This window comes from Butyricicoccus intestinisimiae, from assembly GCF_018918345.1.
GTDB lineage: Bacteria > Bacillota > Clostridia > Oscillospirales > Butyricicoccaceae > Butyricicoccus_A > Butyricicoccus_A intestinisimiae.
In genome coordinates this window covers 1-17666 of sequence record NZ_JAHLQI010000009.1, presented here as the reverse complement: position 1 = coordinate 17666, position 17666 = coordinate 1, and the positions used below count along the sequence as shown (strand labels likewise).

General features: G+C 50.7%; 14 protein-coding genes. 11 read left to right on the top strand and 3 right to left on the bottom strand.

Annotated features, from left to right (window positions below):
- The first annotated feature begins 111 nt into the window (after window positions 1-111).
- The 4 genes from KQI75_RS12640 to KQI75_RS12625 all read left to right on the top strand — a co-directional run bounded on the left by KQI75_RS12640 (window position 112) and on the right by KQI75_RS12625 (window position 4547).
- On the top strand, window positions 112-675 hold the full coding sequence (locus KQI75_RS12640) for a DUF1836 domain-containing protein (RefSeq protein WP_216471194.1): 564 nt from the start codon (window positions 112-114) through the stop codon (window positions 673-675).
- A 152-nt stretch (window positions 676-827) separates the two neighbouring features.
- The gene (locus KQI75_RS12635; RefSeq protein ID WP_216471193.1) at window positions 828-1508 is read left to right on the top strand and encodes a response regulator transcription factor; all 681 of its coding nucleotides are present in this window, start codon (window positions 828-830) and stop codon (window positions 1506-1508) included.
- Window positions 1505-3028: a sensor histidine kinase gene (locus KQI75_RS13645; RefSeq protein WP_216471192.1), complete on the top strand. Its 1524-nt coding sequence runs from the start codon at window positions 1505-1507 to the stop codon at window positions 3026-3028. Before KQI75_RS12635 ends, KQI75_RS13645 begins: the two co-directional genes overlap by 4 nt.
- A gap of 151 nt (window positions 3029-3179) precedes the next feature.
- The gene (locus tag KQI75_RS12625; protein WP_216471191.1) at window positions 3180-4547 is read left to right on the top strand and encodes a DEAD/DEAH box helicase; all 1368 of its coding nucleotides are present in this window, start codon (window positions 3180-3182) and stop codon (window positions 4545-4547) included.
- A 641-nt stretch (window positions 4548-5188) separates the two neighbouring features.
- Here KQI75_RS12625 and KQI75_RS12620 read toward each other — a convergent pair.
- Entirely contained in the window at window positions 5189-6367 is a 1179-nt protein-coding gene (locus KQI75_RS12620) for a Gfo/Idh/MocA family protein (protein ID WP_216471190.1), read from the bottom strand.
- Between the two features lie 214 nt (window positions 6368-6581).
- Between KQI75_RS12620 and KQI75_RS12615 the strand changes: the two genes are divergently transcribed.
- From KQI75_RS12615 to KQI75_RS12605, 3 genes are all read left to right on the top strand, one after another.
- Window positions 6582-7421: a helix-turn-helix domain-containing protein gene (locus KQI75_RS12615; protein ID WP_216471189.1), complete on the top strand. Its 840-nt coding sequence runs from the start codon at window positions 6582-6584 to the stop codon at window positions 7419-7421.
- A 156-nt stretch (window positions 7422-7577) separates the two neighbouring features.
- Window positions 7578-8717 carry a peptidylprolyl isomerase gene (locus KQI75_RS12610; RefSeq protein ID WP_216471188.1) on the top strand — a complete coding sequence of 380 codons (1140 nt, stop codon included), beginning with the start codon at window positions 7578-7580 and terminating at the stop codon, window positions 8715-8717.
- 178 nt (window positions 8718-8895) lie between these two features.
- Entirely contained in the window at window positions 8896-10188 is a 1293-nt protein-coding gene (locus KQI75_RS12605) for a glycosyltransferase family 2 protein (RefSeq protein WP_330655588.1), read from the top strand.
- 295 nt (window positions 10189-10483) lie between these two features.
- On the opposite strand, the gene KQI75_RS12600 is transcribed toward KQI75_RS12605, so the two are convergent.
- Together KQI75_RS12600 and glgB are read right to left on the bottom strand one after the other, a co-directional pair.
- Window positions 10484-11203, bottom strand: coding sequence for a hypothetical protein (locus tag KQI75_RS12600; RefSeq protein WP_216471181.1), 720 nt, complete (start codon window positions 11201-11203; stop codon window positions 10484-10486).
- A gap of 107 nt (window positions 11204-11310) precedes the next feature.
- Window positions 11311-13137, bottom strand: a complete 1827-nt coding sequence (glgB, locus tag KQI75_RS12595) for a 1,4-alpha-glucan branching protein GlgB (RefSeq protein WP_216471179.1) — start codon at window positions 13135-13137, stop codon at window positions 11311-11313.
- 251 nt (window positions 13138-13388) lie between these two features.
- Here glgB and KQI75_RS12590 point away from each other — a divergent pair, with 251 nt between their 5' ends.
- The 4 genes from KQI75_RS12590 to KQI75_RS12575 are packed head-to-tail and all read left to right on the top strand — an operon-like array spanning window position 13389 to window position 17045.
- A complete protein-coding gene (locus KQI75_RS12590) occupies window positions 13389-15287 on the top strand; it encodes an Ig-like domain-containing protein (protein ID WP_246566674.1) in 1899 nt (632 codons plus the stop codon).
- A 33-nt stretch (window positions 15288-15320) separates the two neighbouring features.
- Window positions 15321-16001 carry a FadR/GntR family transcriptional regulator gene (locus tag KQI75_RS12585; RefSeq protein WP_216471176.1) on the top strand — a complete coding sequence of 227 codons (681 nt, stop codon included), beginning with the start codon at window positions 15321-15323 and terminating at the stop codon, window positions 15999-16001.
- A gap of 21 nt (window positions 16002-16022) precedes the next feature.
- Entirely contained in the window at window positions 16023-16460 is a 438-nt protein-coding gene (locus KQI75_RS12580; protein WP_216471175.1) for a GNAT family N-acetyltransferase, read from the top strand.
- Window positions 16461-16490: 30 nt separating this feature from the next.
- Window positions 16491-17045 carry a TIGR01440 family protein gene (locus tag KQI75_RS12575; protein WP_216471174.1) on the top strand — a complete coding sequence of 185 codons (555 nt, stop codon included), beginning with the start codon at window positions 16491-16493 and terminating at the stop codon, window positions 17043-17045.
- Window positions 17046-17666 lie beyond the last annotated feature (621 nt).

The window sequence follows — 17666 nt, the reverse complement described above, 5'->3', positions numbered from 1 at the left end:
ATATAGTGTTTGAAACAAAGAAACACGTGCGAAAAATACGAAATAACTTGATTTCTATTGCGAAATAGTTTATGATACTACCAAAGATTGCGAATGATAAGGGGTGCAGACATGAGTAAGGATTTTAGAAAACTGATTCAGGAAAGCGTAAAGCAGAAGCAGCTGCATCCGGAAGACATTCCGTCCCTGGATTTGTATATGGATCAGGTGATTGCGCTGATGAGCGAACATTTGGGCGAAGATGGAGAAAAAGAACCGCTGACGCGTACCATGATTCACAATTACAGCAAGGCGGGCGTGATTTCTCCCATTAAAGGCAAAAAATATTCGCGGGAACAGATCTTACAGATGCTGGCGGTGTATTCGCTTAAGAATCTGCTGAGCATTTCGCAGATTAAGCGTATTTTGAACGGCGTAGAGCAGAGCGGCGCGGGAGAAAAGGGCTTGGAAAATTGCTTTCACACCCAGCTGGAGCGGAGAGCCAACATCAATGCACAGCTGATGGATTCCATTGATGCCATTGTGCATGACAATGATATGAAACTCGGCACACCGGCGGCCGCGATGTCTGTGCTGCTGACCATTGCGGATTTGAACAATACGTTGACCTCGCTTGCTTCCGCCATCACACAGGAATGCTTTCCTGAGCTTCCGGATACCAAGAAAAAACGATGAGCAGCATGCTTCTCTTTGCGCACGACAAAGAGAAGCATTTTTTTATGAACTTTTTGTAAAAAGCGGCGGAATTTCAAGTATCGTCACACTGTGTTCACACAAATAACGTAATATAAAAATATAACTTGGGTATTCAGAGAGGAGCATGCCATATGTTCACAATTTTGATAGCAGATGATGAAGAACGAATCCGCCGTTTGGTTTCTGATTTTTTGCGCCGCGATGGGTATACCGTCCTGCAGGCGGCGGACGGCGGACAGGCTATGGAACTGATTGACCAGAAGCTGGGTTCCATTGACCTGATTATTTTGGACGTGATGATGCCGGTGTACGATGGCTGGAGTGTTCTGCGCCATATCCGCAGCAAAAACACGGAGGTACCGGTTATGATGCTGACGGCACGCACGGAGGAAAATGACGAGGTGTTCGGCTTTGACCTCGGCGCAGATGATTATATCACCAAGCCGTTTTCTCCGATTGTGCTGTCTGCGCGGGTGCGCGCCATTGAAAAGCGCTGCCATCAGCGCAGCGAGGGCGTGTATCAGGCGGGCGAGCTGTCTGTCAATGAAATTCGCCGTGAGGTGTGTGTCGCCGGACAGACGGTCGATTTGACGCCGAAGGAATATGAATTGCTCATTTACTTCAAAAACAATCAAAACATTGCGGTTTCCCGTGAAAATATCCTGAATGCTGTGTGGGGATATGATTATTTTGGCGATTTGCGCACGGTAGATACCCATGTCAAAAAGCTGCGCGCCAAGCTGGGCGACTGCGGCAAGATGATCGAGACCGTGCGCGGCTTTGGCTACCGGTTTGAGGGAGAACAGCAGTGAAAACACATGCGTTCCGTCCGCAGCAGGAGGAAAACGGAAAGCGATACCGCGGTATACACACGTTAAAATTTCGATTTTTCAGCTGTGTGGCATTGACGGCGGCGATTTATATTGTTGTGATTATTCTGCTCAACCTGCTGTTTTTTCAGCGGTATTATCTGGTGGAGAAAAAGCAAAATTTGACCAAGGTTTATCAGCACATCAATGCCTGCTATACCGGAGATGTGACGGTGCTGGAGGATGAGCTGAAGCATTTGGAGAAAAACAATAATATCCGAATCAGTATCCTGAATCAGTATGATCAGACGCTTTATGACACCATTTATCAGCATGACCGCAACGGACGCAATTTTGTGATGGAAGACCCGCTCAGACAGACGATTTATGTCTATAACAGCGAGGAATTGGAAAAGAAAGGCTACACCTTTTCCAGTTTACAGGACTCGGACGGGCAGGTGGCGTATATCGCGCTGCTGGGCAAGCTGCAAAATGAGGATACGGTGCTGCTGCGCATACCGACAACCGCGCTCAAAGAAGAACGGTCGGTCAATTTGGCATTTCTGATTATCTCCGGATTTGCGGCGCTGTTTGCGTGTCTGGTTGCGGGATTTTTTATCGGCGGAAAATTTACGCGGCCGATTACCGAAATGACGCAGCTCGCACGTGCCATTACACGTCTGGATTTTTCTAAAAAATACACCGGCACATACCATGATGAGTTGGGCGAGCTGGGAGACAGCCTGAATAAGATGTCCAAGGATCTGGAATCGTCAATTCATGAGCTGCAGCAGATGAATGAACAGCTGCAGCGGGAAATTGAGGAAAAACAGCGCATTGATGACATGAGAAAAGAGTTTATCATCAATATTTCGCATGATCTCAAGACACCGATCGCCTTGATTCAGGGATATGCCGAGGGCCTGCGCGTCGGCATCAGCGATTCAGAAGAAGCAAAAAATGAGTACTGTGATATTATCATTGATGAAGCCAAGCGCATGAACCATCTTGTGCGGCAGCTGCTGGATTTGTCCAAAATTGAATTGGGCAATACCGTGCCGAATAAAACCGAGTTTGATGCCTATGAGCTGGCGGAAGCAGTGGTGGAAAAAACACAGGTCATGTGGCAGGAAAAGCAGCTGCATGTAGACGTTTCCGGCGTTGGCAATGAAATGCTGTATGCGGATTATGATATGCTGGAACGCGCTGTGATGAATTACATGACAAATGCCATCGACCATACGCCGACAGGCGGACATATCCGGATTCAGACCGCCGAAGATGCCAAGCATATTGTGCTGACGGTGGAAAATGAAGGCAGTCAGCTGGCACAGGAAGAGATGGATAAAATTTGGGATAAGTTCTATAAGCTGGATAAATCGCGCACGCGCGTCAGCGGCGGCGGCTCCGGCATTGGGCTTTCCATTGTTCGTGCGATTATGCACGCGCACAACGGCGGATGCGGTGTGCGCAATGTGGAACAGGGCGTTGCGTTTTATCTGACACTGCCAAAGCATACATAACAAAGCAAACCGAAAATCTGTGGAATATCTGCACAGATTTTCGGTTTTTTGCAAAAAATCGGCAGTTTGCCACTTGGTAGACATATCCGGGTGTGTTATACTGGAAATAACACAAACATGATTGACGAAAGAAAAAGGAGTATTGTTGGAAATGGAATTCCGCGATTTGGGCATTGATGAAGAGCTTCTGCACGCGCTCAGCGATGCCGGTTATACCGTACCGACCCCGATACAGGAGCAGGCGATTCCGGCGGCTGTTGCGGGCAAGGATGTACTCGGACTGGCGCAGACCGGTACAGGCAAGACCTGTGCGTTTGCGATTCCGATTTTACAAAAGTTAAAAAATGAAGAACGGCTGCCGGGATTCCCGCCGATCCGTTCGCTGATTCTCACGCCGACCCGTGAGCTGGCGATTCAGATCTATGACAGCCTTGTTTCTTATGCGAAATATACAGATATTCGCTGTGCGCTGGTATATGGCGGCGTTTCACAGTACAACCAGACCGAAGCACTGAGCGCCGGTGTCGATGTCCTCGTGGCAACGCCGGGCAGACTCAACGATTTGTGCGGTCAGGGATACATTGATCTGGAGGACATTGAACTGTTTGTGCTCGATGAGGCGGATCGCATGTTGGACATGGGATTTGTCGATGATGTGGAACGCATTATCCGCCGTATGGGTGAGCACGATGACATGCAGACGCTGCTGTTTTCCGCAACCATGCCGAAATCCGTGCAGTCGCTGGTCAAGCGCCTGCTCAAAGATGACTTCACGCGCGTAGAAGTCAATCCGGTCTCCACAACCGTGGAAAAAATTGATCAGTCGGTGTATTTTGTAGATCGGGAAAATAAGAAAAAGCTGCTGCTGTACACGCTGCGTGATCCGGAGCTGCACCGCGCGTTGGTATTTGTGCGCACCAAGTCGGGCTGCGATAGAGTGGCGCATGATTTGAACCGCGCGCATGTCGGCGCAGGCGCCATTCACGGCGATAAATCGCAGATTGACAGGCAAAATGCACTCAACCGCTTCAAGGAAGGCAAGATTCGCGTGCTCGTTGCAACGGATATTGCGGCGCGCGGACTGGATATTAGCGATCTGTCGCATGTCATCAACTATGACGTGCCGACGGAACCGGAAAATTATGTGCACCGTATCGGCAGAACCGGCAGAGCGGGTCATGGCGGCATTGCCATCACGTTCTGTCAGGCGGATGAGGTTCCGTATCTGCGTCGGATTGAAAAGACCATTGACCGAGAGGTTCCGGTGCGTGAGGACAACCCGTATCCGATGCAGGAAAAGCCGCACGAGGGCCGCGGGACAGGAAGATCCCGTTCGCGCCGCGGCAATCGCGGCAGACGCAGCCTGAACAATCAGAAAAAGGCCGCAGATACCAGTGCAGAGCAAAATACCGTGGAAAAATCGACGGAAGAAAAGGAAAATACTTCGCGCCGTCCGCGCCGCAGACGCAGACGCCCGAGCGGAGAGAATCGCCCGAATCCGGCGAATAACAATGGATGAGAATTTATGCCTTCCTCTTTGAGGAAGGTGGCGCGGCGCAAGCCGTGACGGAAGGAGCAGCACGCGGGCAGGTCTGCGCAAGAGATAGCTTGATTTATCAGGATTGCGGTTCGCACCAGCTTCTTGGCTCTCCCTTCGGGAGAGCTGGCATTTGCGAAGCAAATGACTGAGAGGGCAAGACGCTGACAAATTCGTGTCAGGGTAAACCTTCAAGAACATGCTAGCTGGTATTAGCCCTCTCTGTCACTGCGCGACATCTCTCCCAGAGGGAGAGACAAGTTTGGACTGTGCGTAAGAAGGAGCTAGCCCTCTCTGTCGCTGCGCGACATCTCTCCCAGAGGGAGAGACGAGTTTGGACTGTGCGTAAGAAGGAGCTAGCCCTCTCTGTCGCTGCGCGACATCTCTCCCAGAGGGAGAGACGAGTTTGGACTGTGCGTAAGAAGGAGCCAGCCCTCTCTGTCGCTGCGCGACATCTCTCCCAGAGGGAGAGACAAGTTTGGACTGTGCGTAAAACAAAGCCATGCTCTAAAAAGAAAACATAAACCCCGTAGTTTCGAAACTACGGGGTTTTGCATACAACCACCAATCCCCGCCGAGAAGGCGGGGACTGGAGAAGGAAAATAAATTGGTGGTATTCGAGATTAGACCTGAACCCAAACAGCACCCTTGTCTGCGGACTCTGCGCAGGCGTTGATCCACTTGATGCCGTCAATGCCGTGATCCAGATCCGGATAGATGACATTCTTTACAGTCTCTTCATCGCCGCGATCCTTTGCGTCCATGACGACTGCGAAACGCTTGTACAGGTTGGACCAAGAGTCGATCAGGCCGGTGTAGTGCAGCGCACCGATGCGCTCATCTTCCTGTGCCGAAGCATCCAGATAATCCAGACCGCGGTACAGCAGCTGCTCCGGCTGACCCTGAATCTGATACTTTACAACATCCGGACGAGCATCGTTCCACTCCAGAGATGCCTTGGAACCTACGATGCGGATGTGCTGAGAGGACATGTCGCCGGCGTTGACGCAGGAGCACCACATGCGGCCAACAGCACCGTCTTCATAATGCATCAGAACATATGCGTTGTCCTCCAGCGGATAGCGGGAGCCGACAAATGCCTGACGGTCGCACAGAACTTCCTTCAGCTTCTGATCCGGGCAGATGAGCTGAGACATATAGTACGTATGGGTGGACAGATCGCCCAGAACGAATGCCTTGCCTACCTTGGCTGGATTTACGCGCCACTTCTGACCCTCAGACTTTACGTCGCCTTCCGGATCGCAGCCGAAGCCGTGTGCATAGCGCAGCTCGATCATGTTGATCTTGCCCAGCTTGCCGGAGGTTACCATCGCGCGCATCTGCTTGAGCATATCGAAACCGGAGAAGCCGTAGGTTACAGCGACGATCTTGCCCTTCTCCTCAGCCAGCTTCTTGATTTCTTCGCCCTGCTCAGCCTCAAAGAACAGCGGCTTCTCGCAGATAACGTGCAGGCCAGCTTCCAGTGCTGCCTTGGTTACTTCGTAATGCAGGAAATTCGGGGTTGCAACGTCAACGACTTCGATGCCGTCCTCACGCTTTGCTTCTTCCTCGAACATCGTCTTGTAATCCGGATAGCAGCGATCTGCATCCATGCCGAGGCTTACGCCAAATTCTCTGCAGCGCTCTGCGTCTACATCAAATGCAGCAGCAGTGAGCAGGAACGAGGTGTTGTCGCGCATTGCGCCCAGACGATGCTTGTAACCTACCTGAGAGGTCTTGCCTCCGCCTACGATACCCCAACGGAACGGCTCTCTCTTAATCAGCTTTTCACCTAAATACATAACCAATACTTCCTTTCTCGTGTTTTCAAAACATCATTCGACTTGTGAATTTCTTATTCCATACCATTTGTCTTTGTGATTACGAAAGACGAAAATTTTATTTGTTTTTTGTTGTTTTCGTTTTCGTTGTCTGTATTATACGGCAGGATTGACAAAACGTAAATATTGGATATAATGGAAAACATCATCAATTTTGCGGAAAAGAGGAACGCGTATGTATGAACTGGGAGCGGGCATTCTGCCCAACTCGATCTGTGTGCCGCTGACGGCAACGGCACGTGCGCAGGCACTGTATTTTTATCCTGTGCTGTGCGGACATTATTACTGCGACAGCCAGTATCAGGTCAGCAGACCATGTTATGAGAATCCGCTGCTGCTGTTTGTGCGCAGCGGCAGCATGGCGCTGGAATATGACGGGGAAACCTATCATGCAGAGAAGGGAGATATTTTGCTGCTCGACTGCGACCGGCCGCACACCTATCGCACAGAGAGCGGCGCAGAATTTTTATATCTGCATTTTGACGGCAGCAATGCCCATGATTTGGTGCGCGCCATTGCGGCGGAAAGTCCGGTTGTGCAGCGGGAAGAAAATATGCTGATTGGACAGAGACTATATGATATGGTGCAGGACTATCAAAAAGTGGGTCTTGGCAGCGAGGCGGAGGACTCCATGCGCATTTATCAGCTGCTCACATGGCTTGCCCTTCCGCCGCGAAAGCTGTCGCGGCGTGACAATCCCATCAACCAGACGGTGGAATATATCCGCGAGCATGTGGGTGACGCCATCACACTGCGTGAGCTGGCGGATATGGCTCATTTAAGTGCCTGCCATTATTCGCATGAATTCAAGCGGCAGACCGGCTTTTCTCCGATGGAATACGTCATCAATACGCGACTGGAAAAGGCAAAAATGCTGCTGCTGCAAACAACCATGTCCGTGATAGATATTGCGTATGAAGTCGGATATGAAAGCGGCGGCAGCCTGAGCAACTTATTTATTAAAAAGGTCGGCTGTTCGCCGCGCGAATATCGGCGGACAAACGGCATTTTTTGATTCATCACACGATGTACACACAAAATTTACTGTTTTGCAATTGTTTGTCCTTGGTATCGGTGGTATAATGGTTAAGTGAAACTATCGCGCCAAGTGGGGGAAGCCGCTGCTTTCCTGTGGCGGCGGGATGAAAAATGAAGAACAGGAGAATCAAACATGAAGCGATTACTTTCCATGCTCATGGCTGGTATCCTCTGTGTCGGTATGCTGGCGACAATGACCGGCTGCGGCACGAAGGATAATACACCGGTTGTGGCAACCATTGACGGAGAGGATGTACATTCCAGCGAGCTGGCAGCGTACATTGTCTATAATCTGATGTACTATGAAAACTCCTTTGGCATGGATGTTCAGTCCATGGCAAGCGATGAAATCTTTGGCAGCATCAAGGAAGGCTGCCTGAATCAGGCAAAGCAGTATCGTGCCATCAAAAAGCTGGCAGAAAACGAGGGTGTGAGCCTGAGCAAGGATTCCAAGAAAGAGCTCAAGGAAAATCTGGACAACAACAGACAGCAGCTCGGCTCGCAGACCGGTACGTTTACCCGTTGGCTCAAGTACAAGGTCAAGGGCGATGAAGATCCGTTTGTGACCTATCTCAACAGCTATGGCTACACCGAAAAGCTGTACGAGAGCAACAACGAGACCATGCAGCTGATGTATGACATCATTGATAAGTATTACGATCAGGGCGATATCACCAAGCAGTTCCAGAACACCTATCTGCACGCAAAATCCATTCTGATTAAGGATGTAGATGACAACGGCAACGAGCTGACCGGCGATGCACTGACCGCAGCCCAGAACAAGGCACAGTCTATTCTGGATCAGGTCAAGGCAGATCCGAGCAAGTTTGACGATCTGTGGAAGGAAAACAATGCGGACACGGCACAGTCCAAGAACGGCTACTACTTCACCGAGGGCGACATGGTAGACGAGTACTATCAGGCAGTTGCTAAGATGGAAGAAGGCGCCATCAACGATCAGCTGGTATATTACAAGGGCTATGGCTGGTTCATCATTGAAAAGCTGAAGCTGGAGGATTCCGCACTGACCGATACCTCTGCGTATCTGAAAAACTCCGGCAATGGCGATGAGAGCACCATCAAGTCTGCAATTGGTCAGCAGATGGTTCAGGACAAGCTGGACGGCATCATCGAGGATATGAAGGTAGAGACCACTGACGAGTACGATAAGATTACTGCGTACAACGTCAATACCTATCTCCCGTTCAATGCCGATGCATTCGTATCCAACGGCTCCGGTTCTGCCGGCTCCGCTGTTGGTTCCGCCGGCTAATCATAGCATGGCATAACCGAAAATGCTTGAGGGAGCACCCGTTCGGGGTGCTCCTTTTTGTGTACAGTGTAGAAATTTGCAAAGATTTTGTGAAAAACACGGGGATTCCTTGCAATCGTCACAAGAAAGTGTTATCTTTTTGAAAAAGAACCCGTGATAAATGAGAAAGGGGATTGCTGTGAATCTCATTATCCATATGAACACATTGGTCATCACGATCATTTCCATTCTGTATATATATCAGATGGGATATATCGGCGTGGTGTTTATCGGAGAGTACATCCACAAGCGCCGCAAAAAGAACCACGCGGAGCCGCTTGTCAAAACCAATCGGTATGCGGCGATTATTTCCGCGCGAAATGAGTCCGGTGTGATTGGTCAGCTGCTGGATACCATTCGGGCGCAGACGTATCCGGCGGAATTTTTGGATGCGATTGTTATTGCGGATAACTGCACGGACGATACCGCGCAGGTGGCGCGCGACCATGGCGCCATTGTCTATGAACGCTTTAACAAAGAGCTGGTCGGCAAGGGCTATGCGCTGGATTATCTGTTTGATAAGCTGAAAAAGGGCGTCGGTGATGACTACTATGATGCATATGTCATCATTGATGCGGATAATCTGCTGGATGAACACTTTTTTGAGGCGGTCAACAAGACATTCTGTCAGGGTTACCGCATCATGACAACCTACCGAAATTCCAAGAACTTTGCAACCAACTGGATCTCTGCGGGATATTCGCTGTGGTTCATGCGAGAGGCAAAATTTTTGAACAATGCCCGCATGATGCTGGGTACCAGCTGTGCGGTGTCGGGTACCGGCTTTGTCGTGGCAAGTGCGGTCATTCGCGAGCGCGGCGGCTGGCCGTATCACCTGCTGACGGAGGACATTGAATTTACCGTAGATACCGTCATTCACGGCGAAATGATCGGCTATTGCGGCGATGCGATGCTGTATGATGAGCAGCCGACGACATTTAGCCAGTCTTGGACCCAGCGTATGCGCTGGGCAAAGGGCTTTTATCAGATTGTTGCCAATTACGGCGGCAAGCTGAGCCGCGGCATTGTCACCAAGCACCACATCAAAAAACTCGCCAGCTATGACCTGACGATGACGGTTATGCCGGGTATGCTGATTACCATGGGCATTCTCGCACTGGACATTGCCATGCTGCTGATGGGTGTTTTCGGTTCGCTGTACATGCCGCACATGATTCAGACCATGCTCAGCTCGCTGGGCTTTTGGCTGCTCGGATACTATGGCTCCCTGTTCCTGATGGGTCTCGTGACCATGATCACGGAGCGAAAGAAAATTCGCAACTGTCCGACATGGAAACGGGTGCTGTATACATTTACCTTCCCACTGTTTCAGCTGACGTATCTGCCCATTGCCGTTGCGGCGCTGTTCCGCAAGGTAGAGTGGAAGCCGATCAAGCATGAAGTTTCTAAAACCTTGGATGAAATTCGATAAAAAAACAAGAGAAAAGCACCAGAACCGGAATAAACAGAAAATTCCGAAACTGGTGCTTTTGTTTTACGCGCAATCCCACTTGTCTCTCCCTTTGGGAGAGATGTCGCGCAGCGACAGAGAGGGCTGGCTCCCTCGTTGAGGGAGCTGGATTGCCGCTTTGCGGCAAGACACGTATCAGATTTGCCTGATACGAACCTGTTAGAATTAGCCCTCTCAGTCATTTGCTGGCGCAAATGCCAGCTCTCCCAAAGGGAGAGCCGAGAAGCTGGTGCGCAGCGCGAATATTGGCGCAGATTTACAGCTTTCCTTGCAGCGCTGTGCGGTACGCCTGCAAACCCTCGGCGGACAGTTTAATCAGCGCGAGAACCGGAGCGAGATCGGCAATTTCCTGCCGCGTCGCTGCATCGGATAAAATATCTGCATACGTTTGCTTGGCAAGAAAGGCTTCAGATGGCGTCTTGGCGCTTCTTCTGCTGCACAGCCAGCCGAACTGTCTGCCGAGGCCGTGCACACCGTCCGTGTAGTGCAGACCGAGCGCAGCGGATGCCAGCTCATCTTTCAATGTCTCAGCGGTGTCTGCGGACAGCGCGAGAATCATAAACGGGAACTGGGTTCCGGAAGCGTGCTCGGCGGTCTGCATTTGCTCTACGGTTGTTTGCAGCTGTGCAATGGTGTCCAGCTGCTGTTGGAGCGAAGCAGCGAGCTTGACAGCCGTGATGGAGCCGTCCGGAATCGAACCCAAGGCGAGCGCGGACAGCTGCTGCTGTACCTGTTCGATGGCACTTTGGACATTGGAAGCGGAGACACCGGCGGTGTTGGCAAAACCGATATTTTCTGCGCCGCTCGTACCGGAAAGCGTCTGTACCAGCGCATTGTGTGCGTGCATGAGCTGAATCGGATTGGCATCGAAATACGCTTTGAGATCTTCCGCGGAAAGCGGCGGCCGATCCGCAAGCGCAGTGATGGGATGCTCGAGAGATGCGATATGGCAAGCTGCAATCGTTGCATCTGGCATACAATCCCTCCTTTCAAAATAAAAAAAGAATCTGTGAACTGCCTATCTTGTATAATAGGCGCACAGATTCTTTTTGTCTATTTGGTTTTACACAGATATTTGCACAGTCAGCCTCTGCACAGCAGGCAGCCGGACAGCGGGGCAAGGCGTACCTGTCCGTGGATGTTGTCCGAATTGATGACGCCGGAGCCGGAATACGAGGTGTTATCCGTATTGACAAGCTCCCGCCACTCGCCGGACAGACCCGGAATAGAGACCGTGACAGGCTGCAGACCAAAGTTCATCACGCATGCAATCGCCTGCTGCTCGTCTGCCGAGCGGCGGACAAAGGCGAATACGGTAGCCGGTGCGCTCGGCGTATCCAGCCAGCGGAAGGCGCGCGGATCATATTCCGTATCGTACAGCGCGCGGTATTCCAAGCCGATTTTGTGCAGATGCCGGCAGTACCGATTGAAGGAATCGTGCATAGGGTACTCCATCAAATTCCAGCCCAGTTGTTTGTTTTCATCCCACTCGCGGAACTCTGCGATTTCATTTCCCATGAAATTGAGCACTTTTCCCGGATGCGCACACATATACAGGTATAACAGGCGGGCCTGGCTGAACTTTTGCTCGTAATTGCCCCACATCTTGTCGATGATGGTGTGTTTGCCGTGAACCACTTCATCGTGAGACAGCGGCAAAATAAAAATATCGTTGTAAAAATACGCCATAGAGAACATGAGGGTGTGGCGCGAATAATTGCGGTCGTTGGGATGCATGGACAGATACTGTAGGGTGTCGTTCATCCAGCCGAGATCCCATTTGTAGTCAAAGCCGAGACCGCCGTATTGCGGCGGCGCCGTGACCTTGATGTAATTGGAGGAATCCTCCGCCATGAGCATGACGTTTGGATAGGTTTGCTGCAAATAAAAGTTCGTATTTTTGAGGAACCAGATACCAGGGTCGTTGAGCGGTGCATTGGGGTCTCCGTTTTTGAAAATGAGCTGAGAGACGGCGTCAAAGCGCAGACCGTCAATGTGATAATAGTTAATCCAAAAATCCAGAGAGGACTTCATGAAGGACAGGACGTGCGGTTTGGTGTAGTCAAACAGAACGGTGCCCCACTCGGTATAGCGCAGATTTTCATACTGTGATTCATAGACGAATCCGCCGTCAAACTGATGCAGACCAAAGAAATCCGTCACAAAATGCAGCGGCACGACATCGAGAATGACGCCAATGTGCGCCTGATGGCAGCGGTCAATCAGCTCCATCAGACCGTAGGGATCGCCGTAGCGCGAAGTTGCGGAAAAATAACCGGTTGCCTGATAGCCCCAAGAGCCGTCAAAAGGGTATTCGGTCAGCGGCATCAGCTCAATGTGAGAGAAGCCCTGCTCCTTGACATAGGGGATGAGCTGGTCGGCAAGCTCCCGATAGGTGAGCATTCTGCCGTTTTCCTGTTCCTCCGGCGTAGCATTCGCGGGGATGTGCTCGGTATCCCGCCGCCAAGAACCGGCGTGCAGCTCATAAATGCTCATGGGACGCGTATAGTTCTTGTTGCGCTGTGCCATCCAATTCTCGTCGTTCCAGTGATAGTGGTCGACGTCAAAAACAGCGGATGCATTGCCAGGCCGCAGTTCGGAATGAAAAGCGAATGGGTCGGCGCGGTCAATCACGCGGCCTTCCTGCGTGGTTGTGCGGTATTTATACAGTGCTCCCTGCGGAATGTCTTTGCAGAAAATGGTCCAGATTCCATGGGTCTGGTGCTCCATGTTCCAACCGTTCCAGTCGTTAAAATCGCCGACCAGCTGCATGTTGACGGCGTTCGGCGCATAGACACGGAACTCGATGCCGTCCTGACCGTATTTGTGGACAGGGTGTGAGCCGAAAACCTGATATGCCTTGGCGCTCTGTCCGGTTAAAAACTCCCGAATCTGCTGTTCGATGTTCATGGTTGCCCTCCCTGTTATGATACAATGAAAGATATATTTATTATAACATTGCTCGATGCAGTGCGCAACAGAAAGCGGGATATAGAACACAAGATGAGGATTTGTCGATTGAGCCGTAGGTGGGAACAGATTGTAAATTTATTCGGGATTCCGGCAAAAATTCTGTGACAAATACAGGGTTGTGCGGTATAATAAAGCTGAATAAATATCTGATGCGGGGAACGCAGGGAGATGATAACGACGTGAAAAAAATGACGAAACTGCTTTGCGCTCTGCTGTGCGGCGTGCTGGTCTGCGGCGCAGTCGCGGCGGCCGTGCCGAAGGATGATAATGCGGCGATTGCCGCTCCGGTGCGAACGCAGATTGTGCTGGAACCGGAGAATCCGAAAACAGTAACATTGAAGATTGGTGAGCAAATCAAGCTGTCTGTTGGCTCTGCCAATATCGGAAAAAAATCGGAAAATCAGGCGGCAGGCTCCGGTGAAAGTGCCGACAAAGACACCAACTGGGGCATCTGGGATGGTGACAGTGATGCCGTAACCGTTGAGAAAGAGTCCGGCGTGGTTACAGCTGAGAAAACGGGCACGGCGACGGTCGGAAAAATTCTGGGTGACGGCAGAAAAGTCTCCTGTACGATTACGGTTTCCGGCTATGCAGTCAAGCAGATAACCATTGAGGGCACACAGGAAATGCGCATCGGAGAGACGCAGAATCTAAAGCTGTCTATCACGCCGACAGAAGCGCAGGATGGTGCGAAAGTTACATGGAAATCGGATAGGCCGGAGATTTTGTCTGTTGATGAAACAGGCAAGGTGACGGCGCATCAGTCCGGCTCTGCGACGATCACGGCAACGGCGGACTCTATGCAGGGCAAGCTGACGATTTCGGTACAGCCGGGACTGACAGGCATCTTATTGAAGCCTCAGAAAATGGAGCTGCACGTGGGAGAAAGTGCCGGCATTGAAGCGGATCCGGTTCCGGCAGATGCAGATTTAGAAGGTTTGACTTGGAACAGTTCGGATGAAAGCGTCGCATATTACAAGGACGGTACAATTTATGCAGCCGGTGCGGGAACTGCAAAAATTACGGCATCGGTTGGTTCGGTATCTGCGACGTGCGATGTGCGCGTTGTCATAGATGGCGGCATAACGATTACTCCTAATCGGGTTTCTTTGGAAACGGGAAATAGCAAGCAACTGACAGCAAACGCTACAGGAGACTTGAAAGGTCAGAAAATCACATGGCGTTCGTCCAACCCCGCGGTTGCATCCGTCGACGCAGCCGGTAAGGTGCGCGCGAACAAAGCGGGCTCCGCTGAGATTACCGCGGAAGCGCTGGGTGTAAAGGCGGCGTGTCAGGTAACCGTTACGGGAAGCAAGAAACAGCCGGATAACAACAAACCAACCAACAATAAGCCGAATAACAATATTACTGGAACGAAAAGACCGATAACCGGCACCGGCAGCACTTATCTGTTTGTGCCGAGACAAAATACCGGCAGCACGTTTTTGTATATGCCGGGCAGCACGGTGACGATATCAGAGTTCGCATACACGATGCCGAAGAATGTTCCGGACGCCGTCTATCTTACCATAGACAGCAAGCTGGATGACGTGACAAGCTCGATTGCGGATACGCTGTCCGCAAACGCAATGCAGGCGACATTCTTTGTGTCGATAGATAATCTGTATGGCGCGGATGATACCCTCCGCCATTTGATGGGAGACGGCAACAGCGTTGGTTTGCTGCTGACACCGGAACAGGCAAACAGCGGAAATGCAGTCGCTCTGCTGGATCGGGCGAATGAGCAGTTGTCCGTGATTACCGGCATGCCGACCCGTTTGGTGCGCATTTCCGGCGGAAGCTCCGGAAAGCTCAATCGTGACGCGCTCCATGCGCTTCTCAACGCAGGCTATCGCGTCTGGGATTGGAACACCAGCGCAAATGAGTCGAGTCAGGCGGCGGATGCCAGCTATCAAGCGGTTTCGAAAGCAATTGACACGACAGGAACGGTCGCTGTACGCTTTGATGGCAGCGTGGCAACAGATACCGTATTCCGGCAGCTGCTGCCGTATATGAAGTACTGCGGCATCCAAGCAAAAGCCATTCAGGCGAGTGACAACGCCGTTTGCAACACAGCGGCGGGATAAACAGATAAAGAAACACGGAAAGGAATCAGAATCATGGAAACCGGAAAACTGCTGACAGATCGCGTGGCGGATGAGATCGTCCGTAGCATTATCGGACAGAAGCTCAAGCCGGGCGATAAGCTGCCGAATGAATTTGAATTGGCAAAAACGCTCGGCGTTGGACGCAGTACCCTGCGTGAAGCAATCAAAACATTGGTCAGCCGCAGTGTGGTAGAAATCCGCCGTGGCTCTGGTACCTTTGTATCTGCACGCAGCGGTGTCAGCGAAGATCCGCTCGGTCTGGAATTTTTGACGGACAAAGTACAGGTGGCAACCGATTTGCTCGAGCTGCGCTTTTTGGTGGAGCCGCGACTGGCATCTCTGGCAGCAAGCAGATGCACACCGGAAGAATTGGACGATTTGATGCATCTGTGCGATGCTTGCGAAAAGAAAATGCTGGCGGGAGATGATTTCTCCAAAGAAAATACTGCTTATCATGCCGCCATTGCCCGCACATCGGGCAATGTTGTGGTACCGAATTTGGCGGTTATTTTGTGCGGACCACCGTCCATGCTGGCCGGTACGCCGTCACAGAAGGCGCTGGAGGAGCTGGCGCGCACCAATAGAGAAATTCTCACAGCAATCGGTGCACACGACGAGATGGCGGCGTATGACGCGATGCTGCTGCATTTGGCGCAGTGCCGCCGCAGCATTGCGCAGCAATCTTTACAATGATTTAGATAGGAATGAATAGACATGTTAACCGTAAAACGTATGAAACAAGCCGACCGCGCCTATGTCATGCCGCGCGTCAAAAGCTTTTATCAATCGGATGCCGTGACGCATGCTGTGCCGGAAAAAATTTTGCAGCGCAGTTTTGAGCAGGCAGTATCCAACAATCCGCTGATAGAGGGCTGTATGCTGTATCAGGGTGACAAACACGCCGGATATGCGTATCTGACCCATATGTATGCGACAGAGGCAGGCTCCTGCGTCATGATTGAAGAATTGTTCATTGAACCGGAACTGCGCGGTCAGGGGCTGGGACACGCCTTTTTTGATTGGCTGTTTTCGGCATATCCGGATGCAGCACGGTTTCGACTGGAGGTCACACCGGAAAACAGCCGCGCAGCTGCGTTGTATAAAAGAATGGGCTTTGAACCGCTGACATATTGCCAGATGATACGGGAATAAGCCAAAGTCGTCAAAAGGAGGACATTCATCATGGAACTGAAACAAATTGAACAGGAGACACAAAAAGCTGTCAATGAAGTATTGGCACAGGCGAAACTCAAGATGGGTGACCTGTTTGTTATTGGATGTTCGACGAGTGAAGTAGGCGGTCAGAAGATCGGCTCTGCCTCGTCCATGGATATTGCCGGTGCGATTTATCGTGGTGCATATGCTGCACTGGAACCGCATGGCATTTATTTGGCTGCCCAGTGCTGTGAGCACCTGAACCGCGCGATTATTATGGAGCGGCAGGCGGCAGAAGCATATGGCTATGAAATGGTCAATGTATTGCCGCAGCCGAAAGCAGGCGGCTCGTTTGCCACGACCTGTTGGGAGAATTTTGATGAACCGGTTGCTGTCGAGCACATTCGTGCTCATGCGGGATTGGATATTGGCGGCACACTGATCGGTATGCATCTGCGAGAAGTTGCTGTGCCGGTGCGCATCGAGCAAAAGACCATCGGCGATGCCAATATTCTGAGCGCGAGAACGCGGCTGAAGTTTATTGGCGGCGTGCGCGCAAAGTATCAGCAGGACAAATTATGAGTGAGAGAGAAAAGAGCCGCAAGGCTCTTTTCTTTTTGTGTTGGTATAAGATGGAAAAAGACACCGGATTCCACTAGAAATTTGAAAAAATACGCGTAAAAATCCGATATATCACAATGTTACACATATTACGGCGATAATACCGTCAATTCACTATTCAAATCGACAAAACGCGAAAAATACGGGAAATATGTGTTGACTTTGTGTCGAAAAAGGTGTATTCTATTCAGGCACTCAACGAGAGGGCATCACAAAACAGTCAGAGGAATGAAAAAAGTACTGATCGGAAGAAAAAAGTGCTTGACAGGATGACGCGTTTATGGTATTCTAATTGAGTTACCGCTGAGGAATCAGCGCAAAACACAAGGATGTTTGAAAAGAGATTGAAAAAACTTCTTGACAAAATGAAATGCTTGTGTTATACTAATAAAGTCACTGCTTCAAAACGGCGACGACATCAAACGAAAAGTTTTGATAAGAAATGAAAAAAGTTCTTGACAAACTTGAATGTCTGATGTATAATAAAAAAGCTCACATAAATGAGCAAAACATTGTACCTTGTAAATTAAACAACGTAACTTGAACGAATTACAAACCTGAAATTCTTTTGAAGTTTATACT